This is a genomic window from Sphingopyxis sp. UBA6723 (assembly GCF_002454115.1).
Lineage (GTDB): Bacteria > Pseudomonadota > Alphaproteobacteria > Sphingomonadales > Sphingomonadaceae > Sphingopyxis.
The window spans coordinates 107,399-129,279 of record NZ_DKIH01000010.1; the positions used below are offsets into that span (position 1 = coordinate 107,399).

Consider the following 21,881-nt stretch of genomic DNA (forward strand, 5'->3'; position numbering starts at 1 on the left):
TCCAAACGGTCCATAACATTCTTGCTTGTTCTCATCTAGTAAGTGTGCAACAAGATTCGTAACGATAAAAACGGATTGGGAGAGAGCATAATGGCAGGCCGGCTGGACGGTAAGTCGGCGTTGATCTCGGGCGGCGCGAGCGGTCTGGGCGAAGCGCAAGCGATTCTGTATGCACGCGAGGGCGCGTCGGTGCTGATCGGCGATGTGCAGGCGGAAAAGGGCCATGCGGTCGTCGCCGCGATCACCAGCGAAGGCGGCAAGGCGGCCTTCATCCACCTCGACGTGACCGATTCCGGCAATTGGGACAGGGCCGTTGCCGATGCCGTCGCGCGCTTCGGCCAGTTGACGACGCTGGTCAACAATGCGGGCATCTTCCACCCCGGCGGGATCGTCGATGAAACGCAGCAAGGTTGGGACCGCATGATCGCGATCAACCAGACCGCGGTGTTTCTGGGGATGAAAGCCGCCGCCCCGGCCCTGCTCGCCTCCGGCAACGCGGCCATCGTCAATATCAGCTCGCTCTATGGCCTCATCGGCAGCCCGAACGCCATCTCCTACCACGCCTCGAAAGCGGCGGTGCGCGTGATGGGAAAGGCCGGGGCGCTCGAATTTGCCAAGCAGGGCATTCGCGTCAACACCATCTTTCCCGGCCAGATCAAGACCCCGATCCTGGGTGACATCACCCCCGAACAGGATGCCGCGATCAAGGCCTCGATTCCGATGGGCATCGTCGGCGATCCAATGGATATCGCCTACGCCAGCCTCTACCTCGCATCGGATGAAGCCAAATATGTGTCCGGGGCCGAACTGTGGGTCGATGGCGCCTGGTACGCGGGACAATGATTGTGGCCGCGCGCGCAAGGAAGAACCGCTGATGGCTTGGGATTTTTCGACCGACCCCGAATTTCAGGCCGAACTCGACTGGATGGTCGCGTTTGTGCGCGAGGAGGTCGAGCCGCTCGACCTCGTATTTCGCGGGCCAGCAGACCCATTTGATCCGGCGGGCAAGGCGCGCAGGATCATGCGACCGCTCCAGCAAATCGTCAAAGATCGAGGCCTGTGGGCCTGTCATCTCGGCCCGGAACTCGGCGGCGCGGGATTTGGCCAGGTCAAGCTTGGCCTCATGAACGAAATCCTCGGACGAAGCAGATTTGCCCCGGTCGTATTCGGAACGCAGGCGCCCGACACCGGCAACGCCGAAATCCTTGCGCGCTTCGGTACTACCGAACAAAAAGCAAAGTATCTCCAACCGCTGCTCGATGGCGAGATCGTCTCCTGCTATTCGATGACCGAACCGCAGGCGGGCGCCGATCCTGGTGAATTCACCTGTCAGGCGCATCTCGATAGCGACGAATGGATCATCAATGGCGAAAAATGGTTCGCCAGCCACGCCTGCATCGCCGAATTCCTGATCGTCATGGTCATTACCGACCCCGAAGTTCCGGTGCATAACGGCTCGACGATGCTGATCGTCCCGCAGGGCACCCCGGGGCTGGAGATCGTCCGCAACACTGCGGTGGGTCCGAAAGACGAGATCGGCAGCGGCGTGCACGGCTATCTGAGGTTCACCAATTGCCGCGTGCCCGAGGCAAGCCGACTCGGCCCGGTCGGCGAAGGCTTCAAGGTCGCGCAGTCGCGGCTTGGCGGCGGCCGCATCCATCATGCAATGCGCACTGTTGGCATGCTGAACAAGGCGATGGACTATATGAAGGAACGTGTCGTCAGCCGCACCACCAAGGGCGAACGCCTGGCCGACAAGCAGATGGTCCAGGAAAAGATTGCCGACAGCTACACCCAGATTCTGCAATTCCGGCTGCACGTCCTCTACGCCGCCTGGCTGCTCGACCGCGACAAAAGCTATACGCGTCCGGTGCGCCGTGAAATCAGCGCGATCAAGGCGGCGATGCCCGGCGTGCTGAAAGACGTCATCTATCGCGCGCTCCATCTCCACGGCTCGCTCGGCATGTCGAACGAAACCCCGCTGATGGACATGTGGCAATATGTCCCGGAAATGGGGATCGTCGACGGCCCGACCGAGGTCCACAAGATCGGCGTCGCCAAGGACATCTTGCGCGACGTCATCCCGTTCGATGGCCCTTTCCCCAGCTATCATGTGCCGGCGCAGCTCGCCGCTGCGCGCGAGAAATTTGCTGCCTACCTCGATTGACGCACGACCGCGCAAGGAGCCCGACATGACCGAACCCACCGACCTTGAACAGCGTCTCGACCGCGTCGAAAGCCGCTTTGCGATGCACGACCTGGTCAGCGATTATTGCCATGGCTTTGACAAGCACGACTGGGACCGCTTCAGCGCGATCTGGTGGCCCGACGCGGTGTGGGACATCGGCCCGCCCTTTGGAAAATTCGAAGCCAGCGAGGGCATCGCGCATGTGACCAAGGAAATTCTTTGGCCTGCCTGGCGTGCATCGAGCCACTTCACCACCAATCTCGTTGTCGCCTTCGAAGGCAACGACCGCGCGACCGGCATGTGCGACGTCGACTGCATCGGCACGACCTCAGACGGACAAGCACAAACGGTGAGCGCGAGCTATTTCGATACCTTCGAGCGGCGCGACGGCGTCTGGAAGATCGCGCACCGCAAGGTGAAGATGTACCACTTCAACCCGCTGCCCGGCGTGACATTGTCCGCCCCGCAATAGGAGCATTCATGGCGTATCTCGAAACCGATGACGGCGGCCGCGTCTATTATGAGCACCACCGCGCGCCCCAATTGCCGGTCGTACTGATCCACGGCTGGGGCATGTCGGGCGATTATTGGGCCTCGGCGATCGAAGCCCTGCTGGCGGACGGCCATGGCGCAATCGTCGTCGATCACCGCGGCTGCGGCCGCTCCGACCGCGACTTTGCCGATATGTCGATCGGCGCCATCGCGCGCGATGTCGCGGCGATCGTCGATCGCTGCGGCGCATCGCGCGTCGCGCTGAACGGCTGGTCGCTCGGCGGCGCCGTCGCTGTCGCGGCCGCCGAGCTACTTGGCGATCGGGTCGCCGGCCTGATCCTCACCTGCGGTGCATCGCCGCGCTATGTGCAAGGCGACGGTTTTCCGCACGGCGGAATGCCCGAGGACGTGCTCGGCATCGGCGCCGCGATCACTGCCGACCGCCCCGGCTTTTTCCGCGCCCTCGCCGAAGGGGCATCGGGCGAAGGCGCGAGCGAGGCGATGATCGGCTGGGTCGAGCGCGGTTTCCTCGCCACCGGCCCGCGCGCCAGCGCCACTCTCGCCGGCCTTGCAACGCTCGACCAGCGCGACCTGCTGGCATCCTTCGCCTTTCCGGTGCTGTCGATCGGCGGCGCGAACGATACCATCGCCGATCCGGCGATCGCGGGATTTGCCGCGAATTGCGCCGCGAACGGCACGCTGCTCACGATGGACACCGGCCACTCGCCCCAACTGGAAAACCCCTCGGCCTATAACGAGGCGTTGCTCGCATTTGTCAGGAAGCTTGCCCGATGACCACCGCGCCGCTCGACGATCTCGCTGCCCTGCTCGCCCCGTTGCACGCGCCCTTCACGTGCAAGTCGCTCAAGGCGCCGAACCGCTTCTGCATGGCGCCGATGTCGCGCTATTTCGCGCCCGGCGGGGTGCTGACCGACGACGGCGCCGAATATTATCGCCGCCGCGCCGCTGCGGGGATCGGCACAATCATCACCGAGGGCACCGGCGTTGCGATCGATCACACCGTCTCCGCCGACACCGTACCGATCTTCGCTGGCGAAACCCCTCTCGCCGCCTGGAAAGGCGCGGTCGACGCCGTCCATGCCGAAGGCGGCATGTTCGTCCCGCAATTATGGCACGTCGGCGGCTGCGCCGACTTCAACTATCCTGACTCGCCGCACGCGCCGCTGGTCAGCCCGTCGGGATTTGCCGGCCCCGATGTGCCGGGCGGCCGCGCGATGACCGATCGCGACATCGCCGATACCGTTGCTGCCTTCGCCGAATCGGCGCGCGCGGCCAAGGCTATCGGATGCGACGCGATCGAGCTTCACGGCGCGCATGGCTATATCTTCGACCAGTTCTTTTGGGACAAGACCAACCTGCGCAGCGATCGCTATGGCGGCCCGGACATCGCCGACCGCGCCACCTTCGCCGCCGAAGTGGTTGCCGCCTGCCGCGCCGCAGTCGGTGAGGATTTTGCGATCATCTTCCGCGTGTCGCAGTGGAAAACCTACGATTATGACGTGAAACTGGCGCGCGATCCCGACGAAATGCACCGCTGGCTCGACCCGCTGGTGCGTGCGGGCGTCGACATCTTCCACGCCTCGCAGCGCCGCTTCTGGGAACCCGAATATGCGGGCGATCCAAAGAATCTCGGCGGCTGGATCAAGGAAGTCACTGGCAAGCCCGTGATCACCGTCGGGTCAATCGGCATGGACCGCGATCTGATGCAGGATTTTGTCGAAGGTATTTCCTCGCCGATGCTGGGACGGCTGGAAGATCTGGCGGCGATGTACGAGCGCGGCGAATTCGACCTAGTGGCGCTGGGCCGCGTGCTCCTCGCCGATCCCAACTGGCTCGAAAAGGTCGAGCAACGCCGCTTCGAAGAACTGACCCCATATGACCGCGCAACGGCGCTCAAACAATATGAGCATGATTGATATCGATGTTGGGCAAGGCCAGACGTTCGATCTGCGCGTCGTCGAAAGTCAGCATGCGGAAGCCGCCCGATCGCCCGGCCGGATGATAAAGGATTTTGCCAGGTCGTGGCGCAAGCGCCCGCGAGAGCTATCGCAAGGTAAAAGCGCGCGATCGCTCGGATGGACGGGCCAGCCATCCTCGTCGGCCATAGCTGGGGCGGCACGGTCATCACCGAAGCCGGGGTCGACTCAAAGGTAGCGGGCCTCGTCTATGTGTCCGCGCTCTCCCCCGATACCGGCGAGACAACCGCGCAGCAATATCAGGGGTTCGTTACACCGCCCGAGTTCGTTATCGACACCCAGAGCGACGGTTTCGGCTTCATCGATCTCGCGAAGTTCAAGGCCGGGTTCGCGGCGGATACGACCGATAGCGATGCAGCGTTTATGCGCGACTCGCAGGTCCCCATCAACATGTCGGCCTTCGGCACGACGCTGACTCAGGCCGCCTGGCGCAGCAAGCCGAGTTGGGCGGTGATCGCGACCGACGACAAGGCATTCGATCAGCGTATGCTCCAGCATATGGCGAAGCGCATGGGCGCCAAGGTCACCGAGGTTGCTGCCAGTCACGCCGTCTTCATGACCCAGCCGAAAGTCGTCGCGGACGTGATCGACCAAGCTGCACAGGTAGCTTCGCGCAAATCCAAATAACGGACTTGCGCCCTTCCTTTCCCCCGGTGGCAGGGCGCCGGTAGGCGGGACCGACAGGTCTCGCCTACCTCCGATAATCGCCAGTCTTCGACCGGTTTTTCCGGTCAGATCAACAGCGGACGCGACGGGTCAGGCCGCGACGCCACTGCACGCGGTCGCACCGGTTCGGCGTGGCGGCCGAACGGGGGAACCTTCGGTCTCCAACCCTCCCCAAAGCATAAGTAAAACATGATGATCACCGAGGCTTTCCCCGGCTAGGACTCCCACTTTGCCCGGCGCGCTCGCAAGAATCAGACAAAGCCCAATGCCGAACTCAAGCGCAGCTATGACTTCATTGTCTATGGTGCAGGCTCATCGGGTTCATTCGCAATTCTACGGTCACCTATTGGCACCAATGCGGTACCGCCAAGATGGGACAGAACGACATGTCGGTCGTTGATGCCTCGCTCAGCGTCTACCGGATCGAAGGACTGCGCATCACCGACGCGTCGATCATGCCGCGTGTGACAACCGGGAATACGCAGGCGCCCTGCGCGATCATTGGCGAACAGGCCGCGACGCGTCTACGCCCAGAGCATGGCCTCTAGAGCTGCCCCTCATCCAAAGGCCTTTGATGGTCATAGCTCATCGCGCGCGGGAGCCGAACCGGCTCATCTGGACGCGTACCATCAGGCTCAAGGCTGTGCGAGCCGTCCGGCAGCGAAGTCGCGCGCGAGCGCGATAAAGGCTTGGAAGGCCGCCGAGGAATTGCGCCGATTGGAATAATAGAGGCACAGCGGCACCAGCGGCGGGGTCCAGTCGTCGAGAATGCGCACGAGCCGTCCCGACGCGATGTCGTCGCGTACATCGGTTTCCATGAAATAGCCGATCCCTACGCCGCTCATTACCGCGATCCGGGTCAGGGAGGCTTCGTCGAGCGTGATCGGGCCCTCGACGTCGAGTTGCAGTTCTTCGCCGCCCTTCTCGAACCGCCATCGGAACAATGCGCCATTGGGAAGCCGTACGCGAACGCAGGGATAAGTGAGCAGCTCCTGCGGCACTTGGGGGATCGCCCGATTTTCGAAGAAAGCGGGGGATGCGGCAACCGCCATGCGGCGCATCTGACCCAGCGGTATAGCGATTGCGTCGCTTGGCACCAGATCCGCGCTGCGCACGCCCAGATCGAAACCCGCCGCCACGACATCGACAAGCCGCCCCTCGGTAACGAGGTCGATGTGAACCTGGGGATAGCGCTGCATATAGCTCAGGACCAGCGGCGCCATGATCTCGCGCGCCGCCGTTGCGAAGGCATTGATGCGCAGCGTACCGGACGGCGTTTCCTGCTGGGAGCGCACCGTATTCATCGCTTTTCGAATGTCATCGAGAGCTGGTTTGATCTGTTTGACGAAGATTCGCCCCGCATGGGTGAGCGAGACGCTGCGTGTGGTCCGATTGAATAACCGCACGGCAAGCTCCCGCTCGAGCTTGCCCACTGCATTGCTGATGGCCGTGGTCGACATGCCGAGATCGAGCGCCGCTGCTCGAAACGAGCCGCACCGAACAATGGCAAGGACTGCCTCCAATTCAATCAGCGAATGGCGAGTCATTATCCCGATCTCCGTGATACCCCATGCCGATTTGTCCCGATTATCAGGCGACAAGTCCATCGCTAATTATGTCTCGTCACGATCGAGGAGATGAAAATGTCAGTGGACCTACCCAAACCCATCGCCGACTATGTCGAGGCAAATGCCCGTCTCGATATCGACGGCATGCTGAAGCCTTTTCTGCCCGACGCTGTCTTCATCGACAACGGCAAGCATTTCGAGGGGCAGTCGGCAATCCGCCAGTTGTTCGAAGAAGAAGTGATCCCGGTCAAAGCCATCTTCGTGCCCGATGCCGTTCGGGAAGAAGGCGGCGATGTTGTCGTGGAGGGGCCCGCACATGGTGACTTCCCGGGCAGTCCGCTCCGTTTCACCTATCGCTTCACGCTGGTGCACGGCGCCATCAAAACCCTGGAGACCACCGTATGAGCATCAAGGCAGACCCCACCGAGTTCGCGGGCAAGCGCGTCGTCGTCAGTGGTGGAACCAAGGGCCTAGGCCGCGCCACAGTCGAGCGCTTCCTTGCCGGCGGAGCCCGTGTTGTCACAGCCGCCCGCGCGATCAAGGATCCGATCGAGGGCGTTGAATATGTCCAGGCCGACCTGACGACTGCGGAGGGCGGCGAAACGCTGGCCAAGGCGGCGCTCGAACGGCTGGGCGGCATCGATATTCTCGCCCATGTTGTCGGAGGTTCGGCTTCGCCGGCGGGTGGCTTCGCCGCGCTGACGGACGACCACTGGCTCGCCGAGTTGAACCTCAATCTCTTGGCGACCGTCAGGCTCGATCGGCTGCTGATCCCGCAGATGCTCGAGCGGGGCAGGGGCACCGTGGTGCACGTCACCTCGATCCAGTCCGTCCTGCCGCTGCCTGAGTCCACCACCGGCTATGCCGCGGCCAAGGCCGCGCTGAGAACCTACAGCAAATCCATTTCGAAGGAGCTCGGTCCCAAGGGTGTGCGGGTCAACGCCGTCTCGCCGGGATGGATCATGACCGAGGCCACCGGCGACTTTCTCGAAATGCTTCGAGCAGCCAATGGCGGTACGATCGAGGACACGCGCCAGTCCGTGCTCGATGCCCTCGGCGGAATCTCGATCGGGCGGGGTGCCGAGCCCGAAGAGGTGGCCGACCTCATCGCCTATCTCGCCTCGGACCGGGCCGCTGCAATCCACGGCGCCGAGTTCGTCATCGATGGCGGGACCATCAGCACCGTCTGAGGGTGCCGCCCGGCGCTCGGCCCCCTTCTGAGGGCGGACGTCGGCATGCGGACGACGGCAAGCAACCGCTGCCTGCTGCCGTCATCCGGGCAAAGCAAGTTTCGCCACGATGGACGCGGTCCTGGCCCGCCAAGCCGCCCGGCGCAATATTTGCAATCGGCGGCGAGGCGCCAGACGCGGCAGGTGCGCCGACTAGGCAGGACGGCAATCCAGGCTATGGCCAGCACAATCGTCGATATCCGGAAGTCGCTTGAGGCCTCGCAGCTCAGTGGGAGCGAGCCGGCCGCGGAAATGATCTGTCAGGCGCTTGAGCGTGTGACCATCGTCTATGCCCCCGATGCCCCGGAAGAGTTTATGCTGAAAGTGAACGGCAAACTCGACGCATTCACCCGGCGCACGGCCAAAGAAGGAATATGCGTAACGATGGTAGCGGAGGAGGGATTCACACGAAAAACATAAGATACTGATTTATAACAACGTTCTTGATCGTCGTGCCGATAATTCCGCTCAATCCACCCCCAATTTTACCCCTTCGCGACAGGCCGTGCCGAAATATCGACAGGCCGACATGCGCGATCCCTGCTACGCCCGAGAACGCGGCTGTTTACAGTGTGATCGCAGAAAGGACCGCAGACTATCGACAAACACCACGGTTGCACGGCCGACCTTGGCTGCCTCGATGTCGCCGGAAGCGATGAGCTGGTAGATCTTGGATTTGCTGAGCCCCGTCATCCGTACTGCGTCGGGAATGCGAACGCTTATCGGCCCAATCGGGGGCGCGTCGTCGCCATTCGTTGCAGGCTGCCGGGCCGACATCGGACTATTTCTTACGTGCCCGGCTGAACGAGCGGTCGCTCGCCAGGAAGCCGCTAAGCATGAATGGAATGAGGTCCGGTACGGACTCGCGTCGGCCGTAGGCCGCCTCATAGGCCTCGGCGTAGTCGTTCAGCGCTTCGATGAGATCCGGCATGACGTTGATCGTGATCTTAGCCGGCGTCCGATCGGGCAGCCTTGGCAGCTTCAAATCAGCCATGACGGCCTCCCCAGGGTCCGGGCAATATGATGTCTTTGTGCACGACCACCCGTAGCGGCCAGCCGGGACGCACGCGCAAGGTCGGCTGGATATTGAGATTGCGCGTGACGAGCTGATCGCCGGCGCGCGCGCCGCTCTGCTGCGCTGACTCGCGGATCGCCCGGACAAGGTCGCTTTCGGTGCTGCCGAAGCTCAATTCAGTGCCGACGCCCAGCAGTGTCGACAGGGCGACGCCCTTCAGAAGTTGCCAAGTATGCCGGTCGATCCGGTCGGACAGACCCGCATAGCCCTGCGTATCGGTCGCCGGCACATTGTCGATACGAATCGACGAGCCGTCGGGCAGGATAATCCGCTGCCAGACGACCAGCGCACGGCTCTGCCCAAACGCTACAACGCTGTCGTAGCTGCCGATCAGCCGCGATCCTTGCGGAATGAGCAGACCGCGCCCGGTCACACTGTCATAGACGTTCTCCGTGATCTGCGCGGTGACGAGCCCGGGAAGATCCGAGTTGAGCCCGGTTATGAGGCTCGCGGCAATGATGCTGCCGGCCTGCAAGGTCCAAGGCGATACGGACTGCGCCAGCGCGTGCGGATTGATGTCGTCGTCGCGATTGGCGTGGCCGACCAATTCGTTCTTGCGCCCCTGGGCGTTAGGATCTCGGTCAGGGTCGAGGAGCGGCTTGGCAGTCTCGGCCGATGCTGGCGGAACACTTGCATCGGTAGTCACCGGTGCAGGGGCGGCGGCGCGACCGCCGCCCGCCAATTGCAGCATGACGCCAGACTCGCGTGCGGCCTTCTGCTCAGCGGCGATGCGCTGGCGCTCGGCTTCGGCTTCCTGCGCGGCCCGGCTCACCGCATCGGCAGCGGGGTCAGGGGGAACCATCCCGCCAAGCTGCCGCTGGCGCTCGAGGATCGGCCGCCCGAGATCACCGGGAAGCGGTAGCCCGAGCTTCGGCACGTCGCCATAGCTCGTCGGCGCGCCCGCGAGCGCATCAGGCGGCGCCTTCGCGCCAACCAGCTTTTCATCGCTTCGTGCGATCAGGCTCAGGGTCGCGGGCTTGAGCGCCAGCCAGGCGACGCCGATGATCGCGGTCGAGCCGGCGGCAGCGATGGCGACGATCGCACCGCGGCGAAAACGGGTGACGCGGCCCGGCGCCGCGCGCAGAACGAGCGTTTCGGGGTCGGCTTTGGGCGCCGCGATCGGCGCGGAAGAAGCGGTTGGATCGGTCACGCGCCCCTCCCGGCCTTGCGCTGCCGGCTCTTCGGCTGGGCGGCGGTGATACGGACAATCTGCTGTTTCTTGCCGCCAAGGCGCAGCTCGGCGACACCGAACAGGCGGTCGACCACATAATAGCGGCCGGCGACGCGATAGTTGACGAGCTGGGCCTCGCCATCCTCGCCAATCACGAACAGCGGGGGCGCCTCACCCACGGCGATCGCAGGCGAGAACTCGATGTAGGTCTGCCGCCCATCGTCGAACGCGCGCAGCGGCCGCCAGGCCGGCTTGTCGCCCGAGATCGCATAGTTGAAGTTGAGGCTTTCGACCGAGAGGCCCGACGCGATCGGCGTCGCCGCCACGGCTGCATCGCGCTGACGCCGGAGCGCGATCAGCTCGTCATGTGGATAGGTCCAGGAGATCGCCGCCATCGCGGTCGCGGGCGTGCTTTCGAGCTGGAGATGGTAGGTCCGGCGATCGGTAGCAATGACAAGGTTTGTGCGTAGGCCCGCCGAAAACGGCTTGACGAGGATGTGCACGCGCTTGCTTTCGCCGATGCCGCTGGTGGTATCGCCGACAGTCCAGCGCACGGTGTCGCCGGCGGCGACGGACACAATCGTTTCGCCCGGCTGCAAGGCAATGTCGGTGATGCGCTCGGGCGCGGCATAGAGCCGGTAGAGCACGCCTTCCGCCCAGGGATAGACCTGGACGGCATATATATATCCCGCGCTCGACGGCTCGCGCAGTGCCGCCCGGTTGGCGGCAGTGACGCGCGCGGTGGGTGACGCGGGTTCGCGGCTCTGCGCAGCGACGCCCATGGCAAGCGCCATCGCGCTCGCCGCCAGGATGAGGGCACGGATCATTGGTCGGTCCTTTCGGGGGATGGTGCGGCTGCGGGTTGAGCAAGGGTCGGATCGAGCGGCGAGCCCAGCGGAATGTCGGTGGGCGGCGCGACCGGGAGTGATTGTGCGGGATCGGGCACGGCCGATGGTTGCGGCGAAGGCGGCCGGTCCTGAGGCGTTTCCAGTTCGCGGCTCCAGTCGATCGCGTCAACATAGAGACCGAGCGGGTTTTTTCGGAGCACATCGGCCAAGCGCGGCGGCTTGATCTTCACCGTGAGCATCGCCGTCCAGCGTGACGTGCTGGCGAGGCTTCCCCGCTCATATTGCTGCTCGGTCCATTTGACCTGGAAGCTCGTATCCGACGCGCGGACGACGCTCGTCACCTGCACCGAAACCGTCTTGCGCCCGACATCGGCGAACGGATTGGAGGTGCGGGCATATTCGCCGAGGAACAGTGACGCACGTTCGGTCGCGAAATCATAGGCTGATAGCCAGTTTTCACGCATCAATACCGGATCGAGCGAGCGCGCTCGAACGCCGGTGATGAACCGGCCGAGGAACCATGCGATCTGCGGATCGGTCGGCCGATAGTCCTTGGCGGCAGGCGCGACGGCCTGTGCTTGCCCGAGTGCATCGACCTCGACCACATAGGGCACGACGCGGCTTTGCATCGATTGCCAGACCAGCGCGCCCGACAGACCAGTGGTCAGGAACAGGCCGCCGAAGGCCATCAGCCGCCAGTTCTTCGCCTGTGCGCGAGCCGAGCCGATACGCTCATCCCAAAGCTGGCCCGCTCGTTGGTAGGGTGTCTCGGGTTCGGGCGTTCGCCCATAGCGCTGCAATGCGCGTCGAAATTTCATCGCTCAGTCCCTTTCCTTGATGTCTGGAGTGGCGCCAGCGCCGCCGCGGTCGCCGCCCTGGATTGCGTGGATCGCCATCTGGCGGCGGTGGCGAGCATTCTGGCTGGCATGAAGCTTCTGCGCCCAGGCGGGTGTTCCTTCAGCTGCGCCTATCGGCGCGGCTGCGGGGGCGGCGCCGCCGGCACGGGTGCTTCCTGCTTCCCATGCGGCGCGCTGCCCACGATCGGCGGCAGCGCTAACGCCGAGACCGCCGCTCATCCGGTTGGCAGCCGCGCCGCGCATGGCGGTCGCAACGCCGCCGAGGCCCGCGCCGACGCTGGTCGAGCCCGAGGTTTCCTGCCCGAGCTTGTAGGCAGTGGATGCGGCAGACCCCATCGATGTACCGGCGCGGATCGCGCCGAGACCGGCCCCCGCGAGACCGCGTGCCGCGCCGACGGCGCCAGCGCCTGCCATCGCAAGACCTCCGCCGGCAAGCACGGTAGTGGCGATCACCGATCCGGCGCCGAGCTGCGGCGCGCCGGCGACGAGGCCGGATGCGATTCCCGGGCCGAAGATGGAGAGGCCAAAGATCGCGAGGCTCGCGAGCATCAGCGACACGGCCTGTTCGATCGACACCTCGTCGCCGGTGATCGCACTGGTGAAGTCGGCGAAATAGTTAGAGCCGATGCCGACGATGACCGCGAGCACCATGACCTTGATGCCCGAACTGACGACGTTCCCGAGCACCCGTTCGGCGAGGAACGACGTGCGGTTCCACAGCGCAAAGGGCACGAGCACGAAGCCGGCGAGCGAAGTAAGCTTGAATTCGAGGATTGTGATGAAAAGCTGGATCGCGAGGATGAAAAAGGCGGCGATGACGACGACCCAGGCGATCACCAGCACGGCGATCTCGATGAAATTGTCGAAGAAGGCGATCGGGCCAACCAACTCCTTCGCCTGCTCGAGGAGCGGCCATGCTGCCTCGAAGCCGGTCCCGGCCAGCTTGCCGGGTCGCAATAAATCGTCAGCCGTAATCGCGCTGCCCCCTGCGGTGAGGCCGAGGCCGGCGAAGCTGCGAAAGATGATATCGGACAGTGTCGAGAAGCTGTTGAGGATCAGGGCGAAGACGCCGACATAGAGGATCTTTTTGAGGAACTTGGCGATGACGTCGTCTTCGCCGCCGAGCGCCCAGAACAGCCCGGCGAGCGTGATGTCGATGCCGATCAGGATCGTGGTCAGGAAACCGACGTCACCGCCCAACAGGCCGAACCCGCTGTCGATGTAGGAGGCGAAGGCCTCCATGAACTGATCGATGACATTCAGGTCATCCATATGGGCGGGTTCCTGCTTGAAGTTGAAAGGTGTCGCGGGGACCGGCGGCCATGAGAGGGGCAAGCCCTACGGCCCCCGCGACGAGACAGGTTCGGACCCGGGGGGAGCTGGGGGCGCGGTCCTCGCCTGCCTCAGCTCATTGGCGTGGCGTGTAAGCCTTGCCGTCGCCGAGGAAGCGGCGCGTCGACTCGCGTGCCTCGCGCGCGATCTGGCCCCGCTGCGCCTGCTCGACCGATTCCGCCCGGAACTGCGCCGCCATCATTTGCTGAAGCTGGAGCTGCTGCTTGGCGGTGAGCGCGAGAAGCTGGTTCGTGGCCTGCTGCGCCTGAAGCGAGCCTTCCGCGCCCTGGCTGCGCGCGACGATGTCGGCGAGCGCCTGCGTGTCGCTCCGTACGTTGTCGACGATGCGGTTCTGGACCCCCATCGTCTGGCGAAACGCGGACATCGCGGTATCGAGTTGATCGCGTGCGCGAGCCACACGCTGATCGCGGCGGAACACCTGATCGAACTCCTGCGGGTAGAGCTGGCGGAAGCGCTCGTCGAGCTGATCGATGCGGAAGTCGACGCCCTGCGCCTGGCCCATGAGCTGGTCGATCTGCTGGAGGCGCTGGCGAAGCTCCTGAAGTTGCGGGAAATCGATCCGGGACAGGTTCTTGCCCTGGTTGATCAGCATCTGCGCTTCGTTCTGGAGACTCTGGATCTGGTTGTTGATCTGGGCAAGCGTGCGCGCGGCGGTGAGCAGGTTTTGCGAATAGTTCGATGGATCGAACACACTGAGCTGGGCCGCGACGGGCGTCGAGGTCAACGCGATGCCGATACCGAGCGAGCCGACGGCGCCGAGCGCGAGAGCGGAGAGGCACGCATATTTGCGGATAGGGATACGGGGCACGGGAAATTACTCCTTGTCTTCTGGGGGGCGGGCGGCAGGGTGACGCCCAAGCAGGTCGGCCGCCCAATCGAGGCCGGCTTGGGAGAGAAAGGTCGCGGCGAAGTCGGCCTGGCCCTTTTCGGCCAGCACCGCGTCTATGCGCTTCTGGCTGTCGGGATCGGACGCGCCGCACAACGCCAGCGCGATCGGGCCTAGCCCAAGCTCGAACAGCCGGTTGCCGCGCGCTGATTGCAGATAATATTGCCGCTTGGGCGTCGCGCGGCTGACCAGTTCGATCTGGCGCGCGTTGAGACCGAAGCGGACGTAGACCGTCTGGCCCTGCGGCTCGATCGCCCGATCATTGGGCAGCAAGATGCGCTGCGGACAGCTTTCGATGATGGCCGGCGCGATCGTGCTGTCGGCGATATCGGCTAGGCTCTGTGTCGCGAACACGACGCTGACGTTCTTCTTGCGCAGCACCTTCAGCCACTCACGGATGCGCGCGGCGAACAGCGGGTGGTCGAGGAACACCCAGGCTTCATCCAGTACGAGAAGCGTCGGCCGCCCGGTGAAGCGCTCCTCGAGACGATGGAACAGGTAGGTCAGCACGGGCGCAACGACGCCCGCCTGCCCCATCAGCGCTTCAGTCTCGAAGCACTGCACGTCGGCGATCGCTAGATCGTCTTCGGCGGCGTCGAGCAGGCGGCCGAACGATCCTTCGAGCGTATAGGGCGCGAGCGCCGATCGCAGCGGTGCCGATTGCAGCAGCAGCGACAGGCCGGTGAGCGTGCGTTCCTCGATCGGGGCGGTCGCGAGATTGGTGAGCGCCGACCAGACGGCCTCCTTGATCTCGGGTGTGACCAGTACTTTCTCATGGGCGAGCAGCGCGCCGATCCATTCGGTCGCCCAGGCGCGTGCGTTGGAGCGATCGATGTGGCGCAGCGGCTGGAAGGCGATCGTTCGCCCGCCCACGTCATCGGCATGACCGCTCTCACCGCCAAGCCCGAGCGCGTGATGCGCGCCGCCCATCGCCAGCACGGCCGCGCGCGCCGAAAATCCCTTGTCGAAGACATAGACCTGGGAGTCTGGATATCGCCGGAACTGAAGCGCGAGCATTGCGAGCAGCACCGACTTTCCGGCCCCGGTGGGTCCGACGATCAGCATATGACCGACGTCGCCGACATGCGTGCTGAGACGGAACGGCGTCGAGCCGCTGGTTTCCGCATAAAGCAGCGGCGGACCGTCGAGGTGCGGATTACGCGCCGGTCCTGCCCATACCGAGGACAGCGGCATGAGATGCGCGAGATTCAGGGTGTGGACGATCGGTTGCCGGACGTTCGCATAGACATGGCCCGGCAGGCTCGACAGCCACGCCTCGACCACATTCATGCCCTCGCGGATGCAGGTGAAGCCGAGCCCGTTGACGATGCGCTCGACCGCGCGGACCTTTTCCTCGACGCGGGCGCGGTCGATATCGGCAACGGTGATCGTCGTCGTCAGATAGCCGAACGCGACATGATCGCCGCCGAGCGCCTGCAAGGCGAGGTCGGCATCGACCACCTTGTTGTCGGCATCGCTGTCGAGAAGCTGGACCGGCTGGTTGTAGATGACTTCGCGCAGCAGCGCGGTGATCGACTTGCGCTTGTTGAACCACTGCCGCCGCAGGCGAGTGAGCGCTTTGGTTGCGTCGGTCTTGTCGAGCGCAATGAAGCGCGTCACCCAGCGATAGCCAAAATCCTCATGGTTGAGTCCGTCGAGGATGCCGGGACGGCTCGCGTTCGGAAATCCGAGGATGGTGAGCGTCCGCAGATGCTCGTCGCCGAGCATCGGTTCGAGCCCGCCGGTCAGCGGCGTGTCGGCGAGCAGCCCGTCCAGATAGATGGGCGTTTCGGGCACGGCGACGACATGGCGGCGCGCGGAGATCGCACCGTGGAGAAAGGTCAGCATTTCGCTGTCGCCGAGCGCGCGCACCTCGGGCATGAAGCCTCTGAACAGGTCAAGCGCACGATCCGTCTCGGCGATGAAGCCGGCAAGCGCTTGTCGCCAGTCGCGGCCCTTCGCGTCGTCGCTGCGCTCGATCAGCGCTCGGCCCGCCGTGTCCGCCTGATCGGGCGGAGGCAGGAGGGTGAGCGTCAGATAATAGCGGCTCTCGAAATGCGCGCCCGCGCTTTCGAACGCCGCGCGCCGTTCCTCATCGACCAGCCACGACGCCGCATCGGGAAAGCTGCTGTCGGGATAACCCAGCGCTTCGCGCCGCTCGGCCTCGAAATGGAGTGCCCAGCCCGAGCCGAAGCGCTTCAGGACATTGTTCGCCCGCGCGCAGGCGGCGACAAGCTCGGCTTCGGTGGCGGATTCTAGATCGGGGCCGCGGAACCTGAGGACGCGCAAAAAGCTGCCGTCCTTGTTGAGCACCACGCCGGGCGCGACAAGCGCCGCCCATGGAAGATGATCGGCGAGCCGGTCGGCCTTCTGACGGTATTCGCGCAGATTCAGCATGACAGATGCCCCTTCTGGCGAAGGTGGCGGACAAGGACCGGGGCGAAGTCGGGATCGCGCTTGGCGGCGAACACCGCGAGAGTGTGCCCGAACGCCCACATGGCCAGCCCGGCGATCCACTGCTGGAGACCGAGTCCGAGCGCGGCCGCGATCGTACCATTGACGATCGCGATCGCTCGCGGCGCCCCGCCAAGCAGGATCGGCTCGGCAAGCGCGCGGTGCATCGGCGCCTCGAACCCCTCGATATGGCTGGCGCCATAGGAATTTGGCGCGTTCACGAGATGAGCGCCCCGCCGCCGAAGCTGAAGAAGCTGAGGAAGAAGCTCGACGCCGCAAACGCGATCGACAGGCCGAAGATGATCTGGATGAGGCGCCGGAACCCGCCTGCCGTCTCGCCGAACGCGAGCGTCAAACCGGTGACGATGATGATGATCACCGCGACGATCTTGGCGACAGGACCCTGGACCGATTCGAGGACCTGCTGAAGCGGTTCCTCCCACGGCATGCCCGAGCCGGCGGCCTGCGCGGTGGCGGCGAGCGCAAGCCCGAGGCCGATGGCGGCGCCGGTGAGGAAGATGCTCCGACGATCGGGAATACGGGCAGGAATACGGGACAAGCGCATGGTCATTCTCCTTGGGGTTCGAGGGCGTGGTCGGGAGTAAGGTCGAGGACGGCGTAGCCGCCGTCGGGATCGAGGCCGGCGACGCGCGCGATCGTGTCGACGCGGCGCGCGAGGCCGCGCCCGGCGATGAACACGATCATGTCGATGGCGTCGGCGATCAGCCGGCGCGGAACGGTGACGACGCTTTCCTGCACGAGCTGCTCGAGCCGGTAGAGCGCCGACACTGCCGAATTGGCGTGGACGGTTGCGATGCCGCCCGGATGCCCGGTGTTCCAGGCTTTGAGCATGTCGAGCGCTTCGCGCCCGCGCACCTCGCCAACGACGATGCGATCGGGGCGGAGCCGCAATGTCGAGCGGACAAGATCAGCCATCGTGACGCCGCCGGCTCCGGCAGTGCCAATCGTACGCGTGCGCAGCCCCACCACGTCGGGCGCGGCGCATTGCAACTCACGCGTGTCTTCAATGATGATGACGCGTTCGTCGAGGTGCGCCATCTCGGCGAGCAGCGCGTTGGCAAGCGTCGTCTTGCCCGAACTGGTGCCACCCGCGACCAGGATGTTCTTGCGCTCGACCACGGCCATCGACAGCAGTCGCGCCGTGTCGGCGGGCATGATGCCGTCCCGCACATAGTCGAGCAAAGTGTAGATGCGCGCCGCGGGCTTGCGGATCGAGAAGCACGGCGCGAGGCTGACCGGCGGCAGGATACCCTCGAACCGCTCGCCCGCGCCTTCGCCGTGCGGTGGCAGCTCGGCTGACACGATCGGCGCATTGCCATGAACCTCTGTCCGTGCGTGGCTGGCAACCAGGCGGATGATCCGCTCGACCTGCGCGGGCTCATATTTGGTGCCGGTATCGATCCGGCCTTCGCCGAGTCGATCAAGGCGCAACACGCCGTCCGGGTTCACCATGATCTCGATGACCACCGGATCGGCCAGCGCTGCGGCGATGGTCGGCCCCATCGCGGTGCGCAGCATCGCGCGCCGACGCCCTGCGGAATTATCGGAGCCGAAAAGCGTGTCGCTCATCGCCCACCTCCATTGTCTTTCGCGGAGGCAGCAAGCGTGCGCTGGCCGCTGGCGAGCGCTTCGCCGACGCGGGCAATGAACGCCTCGAAGCGGTCTCGGCCGATCGCACGCGCCGCTTCGTCGGCTTCGGCCAAAGGGGCCTGCACCATCAGTTCATAGCGGATGAACAGCGCCAGGCTCTCGAGCAGCACATGCCCGTCACGCTCGACACGCCCCAGCGCGAGCGACATGCGATCGAGCCGCTGGCTGAACTTGTTCTCCAGCTCGCTCGCCGCCTGCCGGTTGAGCCAGGCGGTGAGCGCGTCGGTGAGGATCGCCGATTTGGACGCGCCGGGCTGGCTCGCCAGCGCCTCGAAGCGGTGGCTCAGATCTTCGGGCAGGAAGAGCTGGTAGCGGACGCGGTTGGGTTTGATCGCGGCCATTGTCAGAAGTCCGGCAGCATGTCGGCGCTGCGACCCTGATTGATCGCGTGAGCGCGGATCAGCGTGCCGGTGGCGCCGGCGCGGTCCATCGCGTGCTTGTCGGCGATCGTGTCGGTGTCGTCGCTGTCCAGGCCGAGCAGGTCGAGCTGCTTTGGCGGCTCGGGTTTTTTGGCGGGTTCTTCGCCGAGGCCGGGGTGGCGCTGCTGTTGCAAGCCGCCGTCCTCATCCGCCTTCGCATCGTCATCGGGCTTGCCGAGCCGGGTATCGGGCGCGCGGACCAGTCCGCTCCAGTCGTTGGGGCGTGCCTGCGGCCGGTCGGGATAGTCTCCGGGCGCGGGCTGCGGCGGCGGTGCGATCCGCTCGCGGAAATTGCGGTCCTCGTAATAGCGCAGCTTCCTCGCGCGGATCGGGGCCATGCCGGAGACAAGGACAAGCTCATCCTTGGGCGGGAGCTGCATCACCTCGCCGGTGGTCAGGAGTGGCCGGGCGGTCTCCTGCCGGCTGACCATGACGTGCGCCAGCCAGGGCGCGAGCCGGTGGCCGGCATAGTTGCGCATCGCGCGCTGTTCGGTGGCGATGCCGAGCGCGTCCGAAATCCGCCGCGCCGTGCGCTCGTCGTTGGTCGCAAACGCGACGCGGACATGGCAGTTGTCGAGGATCGAGTTGTGCTCGCCATAAGCCTTCTCGATCTGGTTCAAGGACTGCGCGATCAGGAAGGCGCGCACTCCATAGCCCGCGAGAAAGGCAAGACTGGTCTCGAAGAAGTCGAGCCGCCCCAATGCCGGGAACTCGTCGAGCATCATCAGGAGCTTGTGCTTGCCCGCCCTGGCGGGATCGGCATCGAGCTTTTCGGTGAGGCGGCGGCCGATCTGGTTGAGCACCAACCGCACCAGCGGCTTGGTGCGGCTGATGTCCGATGGCGGGATGACAAGGTAGAGCGAGACCGGATGGCCGGCCTCGACGAGATCGGCGATCCGCCAGTCGCAGCGCGATGTCACCGCGGCGACGGTCGGGTCGCGATAGAGCCCGAGAAACGACATTGCGGTGGAGAGGACGCCGCTGCGCTCGTTCTCGCTCTTGTTGAGCACCTCGCGCGCCGCCGAGGCGACGACGGGATGGATCTGCGGCGCATCCTTCGTGCCGAGGTGATTGGTGGTCATCATCCGCCGGAGCGTGGCGGTGAACGGCCGCTGCGGGTCCGACAGGAATGTGGCTACCCGTGCGAGCGTCTTTTCTTCCTCCGCATAAAGGACGTGGAGGATCGCGCCGACCAGGAGCGAATGGGAGGTTTTCTCCCAGTGGTTGCGCCGTTCGAGCGCGCCTTCGGGATCGACCAGGATGTCGGCGATGTTCTGGACGTCGCGGACCTCATGCTCGCCGCGCCGGACCTCCAGCAGCGGGTTGTATTTGGCGGAAGCGGGATCGGTCGGATTGAACAGCAGGACGTGGGAGAAGCGCGCGCGCCAGCCGGCGGTGAGCTGCCAGTTCTCGCCCTTGATGTCGTGAACCACGGCGCTGCCGGTCCAGCCAAGCAGTGTCGGTATGACCAGCCCGACGCCCTTGCCCGAACGGGTTGGCGCGAACGCCATGATATGTTCGGGGCCGTCATGCCGGAGATAGCGGCCGCGCGAGCGGCCCAGGAATACGCCGGCATCACCGTAAAGGCCGGCCCGCTCGATCTCGTTCGGCCTGGCCCAGCGCGCCGAACCATAGGTGGTGACGTGACGCGACTGCCGCGCGCGCCAGAGCGAGCCTGCGATCGCCGCGCCGCAGCCGATGAAACCGCTCGCGCCGGCGAGCGCGCCGGCCTTGTCGAAAACATGCGGCGCATAGGCATCGTAGTGATACCACCAGGGGAAGAGCGCCCAGGGACGATAGACCGGCGTGCTTCCAGCCATGAACCAGGCCGGACCAAGTTCGGGCTGGTAGGCGAGCATCGCCGCCGCCCATTGGGTCGCCGCCCAGAGGCCCGCGATCACGATTGCGAACACGACAAGGATCTGGCCGATGAGCAATTTGGTCGGGGTCACGTTGAAGCTCCCGCCCATACCGCCGGATGCGGTCGGGGCGCGGCTTCAAGACTCGGCTATGGGCCGCCCGAAATGAACGGAGCCGCTGGGGGCTGGTGGGTGACCGAAGGAGATCACTCGTCGGCGACTGACTCAATATTCCAGCTCTGTTCTTTTGATCGAGCTATGACCCGAGTTGATGATTCTGCCCTGTCGTTGTCCCTCGAGGTGGCACTGACCACCACACCGCACCGCCGATGACCCGCTACACCCTGCAAAAATCCGAGCTGCAAATTCGGGCTTGCGTGTCGGATTATCAGACATTATATCGCATTTAATGTAGTGAAATCGTGCGAGGCATGCATGGCGACAATCGCTCCTCCGCAGCCCGCGGCAACCGCGTTTCCCAAAGCCGACGCCATTAGGGCGTTGGTCGACGAACTGCTGCAAGTGGCCAGGGCTGAGGCACAGGTGCGCGGAATTGCCCTGCCTCCGGAAAACCCGAAGATCATCCAGGCGCCCGTGCCACTCGACTCCTTGTCCGTGGTCGACACGCTTTGCGCGGTGGAGCAGGTCCTCGACATCGAGCTTCGCGACAGCATCGTCCGCACCGGCGGCTACAATTCGATCGAGAAGGCGATTGACGACCTCCTCCCTAAGATCGAACGCGTCTGGGTTAAGAAGAAAGGGTCGAAGCCATGACCAATCTCGCACTCCGCCAGGAAGGCGACGAGCAGGAGCGGCGGCGCTTGGGCGACCGTCTGCGCGAAGCACGGAAATATCTCGGCCTCAAGCAGGAAGAAGTTGCTGCCTATCTCAAGATTCCCCGGACCGCGCTTACCGATATCGAGAATGGCCAGCGCCGCGTTGAAGCGATCGAACTGACGCGGCTTGCCCGTCTTTACCGCCAGTCGGTGGCCTATTTTACCGGCGAAGACGAGGCCTCCGCGAGCCTTCCCGCCGATGTCGCCCATCTGGCGCGACGCGTTGCGGCCTTGTCGACTGAGGACCGGGCCGAGCTGAGCCGGTTTGCCGAATATCTCCGCTCGCGGTCTGGCGGCGAACGGAGCTGATCG

General features: G+C 64.6%; 26 protein-coding genes. 12 read left to right on the forward strand and 14 right to left on the reverse strand.

The genetic code is table 11. The features are described 5' to 3' along the window. Window positions 1-90: 90 nt before the first annotated feature. From B4F07_RS09015 to B4F07_RS09045, 7 genes are all read left to right on the forward strand, one after another. Window positions 91-843 (forward strand): SDR family NAD(P)-dependent oxidoreductase, encoded by a 753-nt coding sequence (locus B4F07_RS09015; protein ID WP_293701367.1) that lies wholly within the window; start codon window positions 91-93, stop codon window positions 841-843. 31 nt (window positions 844-874) lie between these two features. Further along, window positions 875-2,167 (forward strand): acyl-CoA dehydrogenase family protein, encoded by a 1,293-nt coding sequence (locus B4F07_RS09020; protein ID WP_293701364.1) that lies wholly within the window; start codon window positions 875-877, stop codon window positions 2,165-2,167. 25 nt (window positions 2,168-2,192) lie between these two features. Beyond that, the gene (locus B4F07_RS09025; RefSeq protein ID WP_293701362.1) at window positions 2,193-2,660 is read left to right on the forward strand and encodes a nuclear transport factor 2 family protein; all 468 of its coding nucleotides are present in this window, start codon (window positions 2,193-2,195) and stop codon (window positions 2,658-2,660) included. An 8-nt stretch (window positions 2,661-2,668) separates the two neighbouring features. Continuing rightward, window positions 2,669-3,475 (forward strand): alpha/beta fold hydrolase, encoded by an 807-nt coding sequence (locus B4F07_RS09030; protein ID WP_293701360.1) that lies wholly within the window; start codon window positions 2,669-2,671, stop codon window positions 3,473-3,475. Continuing rightward, window positions 3,472-4,617, forward strand: a complete 1,146-nt coding sequence (locus B4F07_RS09035) for a 12-oxophytodienoate reductase (RefSeq protein WP_293701358.1) — start codon at window positions 3,472-3,474, stop codon at window positions 4,615-4,617. Before B4F07_RS09030 ends, B4F07_RS09035 begins: the two co-directional genes overlap by 4 nt. Before the next feature lie 159 nt (window positions 4,618-4,776). Further along, the gene (locus B4F07_RS09040) at window positions 4,777-5,304 is read left to right on the forward strand and encodes an alpha/beta hydrolase (protein WP_293701356.1); all 528 of its coding nucleotides are present in this window, start codon (window positions 4,777-4,779) and stop codon (window positions 5,302-5,304) included. A gap of 362 nt (window positions 5,305-5,666) precedes the next feature. Then, the gene (locus B4F07_RS09045; RefSeq protein ID WP_293701822.1) at window positions 5,667-5,891 is read left to right on the forward strand and encodes a GMC oxidoreductase; all 225 of its coding nucleotides are present in this window, start codon (window positions 5,667-5,669) and stop codon (window positions 5,889-5,891) included. 87 nt (window positions 5,892-5,978) lie between these two features. Here B4F07_RS09045 and B4F07_RS09050 read toward each other — a convergent pair whose 3' ends face one another. Further along, window positions 5,979-6,890: a LysR family transcriptional regulator gene (locus B4F07_RS09050; protein WP_293701819.1), complete on the reverse strand. Its 912-nt coding sequence runs from the start codon at window positions 6,888-6,890 to the stop codon at window positions 5,979-5,981. A 96-nt stretch (window positions 6,891-6,986) separates the two neighbouring features. Between B4F07_RS09050 and B4F07_RS09055 the strand changes: the two genes are divergently transcribed. From B4F07_RS09055 to B4F07_RS09065, 3 genes are all read left to right on the forward strand, one after another. Next, the gene (locus B4F07_RS09055; RefSeq protein ID WP_293701355.1) at window positions 6,987-7,316 is read left to right on the forward strand and encodes a YybH family protein; all 330 of its coding nucleotides are present in this window, start codon (window positions 6,987-6,989) and stop codon (window positions 7,314-7,316) included. Beyond that, a complete protein-coding gene (locus B4F07_RS09060; RefSeq protein ID WP_293701354.1) occupies window positions 7,313-8,101 on the forward strand; it encodes an SDR family oxidoreductase in 789 nt (262 codons plus the stop codon). Before B4F07_RS09055 ends, B4F07_RS09060 begins: the two co-directional genes overlap by 4 nt. Window positions 8,102-8,317: 216 nt before the next feature. Then, a complete protein-coding gene (locus B4F07_RS09065) occupies window positions 8,318-8,560 on the forward strand; it encodes a hypothetical protein (protein ID WP_293701351.1) in 243 nt (80 codons plus the stop codon). Window positions 8,561-8,683: 123 nt separating this feature from the next. Here B4F07_RS09065 and B4F07_RS09070 read toward each other — a convergent pair whose 3' ends face one another. The 13 genes from B4F07_RS09070 to B4F07_RS09130 form a co-directional block, all read right to left on the reverse strand. Further along, window positions 8,684-8,917: a helix-turn-helix domain-containing protein gene (locus B4F07_RS09070; RefSeq protein ID WP_051035681.1), complete on the reverse strand. Its 234-nt coding sequence runs from the start codon at window positions 8,915-8,917 to the stop codon at window positions 8,684-8,686. A 4-nt stretch (window positions 8,918-8,921) separates the two neighbouring features. Beyond that, on the reverse strand, window positions 8,922-9,134 hold the full coding sequence (locus B4F07_RS09075; RefSeq protein ID WP_017499928.1) for a DUF2274 domain-containing protein: 213 nt from the start codon (window positions 9,132-9,134) through the stop codon (window positions 8,922-8,924). Continuing rightward, window positions 9,127-10,365, reverse strand: a complete 1,239-nt coding sequence (locus tag B4F07_RS09080; RefSeq protein ID WP_017499929.1) for a TrbI/VirB10 family protein — start codon at window positions 10,363-10,365, stop codon at window positions 9,127-9,129. Before B4F07_RS09080 ends, B4F07_RS09075 begins: the two co-directional genes overlap by 8 nt. Then, window positions 10,362-11,213 carry a P-type conjugative transfer protein TrbG gene (trbG, locus tag B4F07_RS09085; protein WP_006635655.1) on the reverse strand — a complete coding sequence of 284 codons (852 nt, stop codon included), beginning with the start codon at window positions 11,211-11,213 and terminating at the stop codon, window positions 10,362-10,364. The genes B4F07_RS09080 and trbG overlap by 4 nt, the downstream gene beginning before the upstream one ends. Further along, window positions 11,210-12,052, reverse strand: a complete 843-nt coding sequence (gene trbF, locus B4F07_RS09090) for a conjugal transfer protein TrbF (RefSeq protein WP_026108910.1) — start codon at window positions 12,050-12,052, stop codon at window positions 11,210-11,212. The genes trbG and trbF overlap by 4 nt, the downstream gene beginning before the upstream one ends. 3 nt (window positions 12,053-12,055) lie before the next feature. Beyond that, window positions 12,056-13,363, reverse strand: a complete 1,308-nt coding sequence (trbL, locus tag B4F07_RS09095; protein ID WP_017499931.1) for a P-type conjugative transfer protein TrbL — start codon at window positions 13,361-13,363, stop codon at window positions 12,056-12,058. Window positions 13,364-13,499: 136 nt separating this feature from the next. Beyond that, window positions 13,500-14,252, reverse strand: a complete 753-nt coding sequence (trbJ, locus tag B4F07_RS09100) for a P-type conjugative transfer protein TrbJ (RefSeq protein ID WP_017499932.1) — start codon at window positions 14,250-14,252, stop codon at window positions 13,500-13,502. A 6-nt stretch (window positions 14,253-14,258) separates the two neighbouring features. After that, a complete protein-coding gene (gene trbE / locus B4F07_RS09105; RefSeq protein WP_017499933.1) occupies window positions 14,259-16,727 on the reverse strand; it encodes a conjugal transfer protein TrbE in 2,469 nt (822 codons plus the stop codon). Next, window positions 16,721-16,951: a VirB3 family type IV secretion system protein gene (locus B4F07_RS09110; protein WP_051035683.1), complete on the reverse strand. Its 231-nt coding sequence runs from the start codon at window positions 16,949-16,951 to the stop codon at window positions 16,721-16,723. The genes trbE and B4F07_RS09110 overlap by 7 nt, the downstream gene beginning before the upstream one ends. A gap of 50 nt (window positions 16,952-17,001) precedes the next feature. After that, window positions 17,002-17,355: a TrbC/VirB2 family protein gene (locus tag B4F07_RS09115; RefSeq protein ID WP_017499935.1), complete on the reverse strand. Its 354-nt coding sequence runs from the start codon at window positions 17,353-17,355 to the stop codon at window positions 17,002-17,004. Further along, entirely contained in the window at window positions 17,352-18,374 is a 1,023-nt protein-coding gene (gene trbB, locus B4F07_RS09120; protein ID WP_017499936.1) for a P-type conjugative transfer ATPase TrbB, read from the reverse strand. Before trbB ends, B4F07_RS09115 begins: the two co-directional genes overlap by 4 nt. Beyond that, window positions 18,371-18,796 (reverse strand): hypothetical protein, encoded by a 426-nt coding sequence (locus B4F07_RS09125; RefSeq protein ID WP_017499937.1) that lies wholly within the window; start codon window positions 18,794-18,796, stop codon window positions 18,371-18,373. Before B4F07_RS09125 ends, trbB begins: the two co-directional genes overlap by 4 nt. Before the next feature lie 2 nt (window positions 18,797-18,798). Then, the gene (locus B4F07_RS09130; RefSeq protein ID WP_038292469.1) at window positions 18,799-20,826 is read right to left on the reverse strand and encodes a conjugal transfer protein TraG; all 2,028 of its coding nucleotides are present in this window, start codon (window positions 20,824-20,826) and stop codon (window positions 18,799-18,801) included. 342 nt (window positions 20,827-21,168) lie between these two features. Between B4F07_RS09130 and B4F07_RS09135 the strand changes: the two genes are divergently transcribed. Both B4F07_RS09135 and B4F07_RS09140 read left to right on the forward strand, forming a co-directional pair. Then, window positions 21,169-21,507, forward strand: a complete 339-nt coding sequence (locus B4F07_RS09135) for a hypothetical protein (RefSeq protein WP_017499939.1) — start codon at window positions 21,169-21,171, stop codon at window positions 21,505-21,507. After that, window positions 21,504-21,878: a helix-turn-helix domain-containing protein gene (locus B4F07_RS09140; RefSeq protein WP_017499940.1), complete on the forward strand. Its 375-nt coding sequence runs from the start codon at window positions 21,504-21,506 to the stop codon at window positions 21,876-21,878. The genes B4F07_RS09135 and B4F07_RS09140 overlap by 4 nt, the downstream gene beginning before the upstream one ends. The last annotated feature ends 3 nt before the right edge of the window (window positions 21,879-21,881 follow it).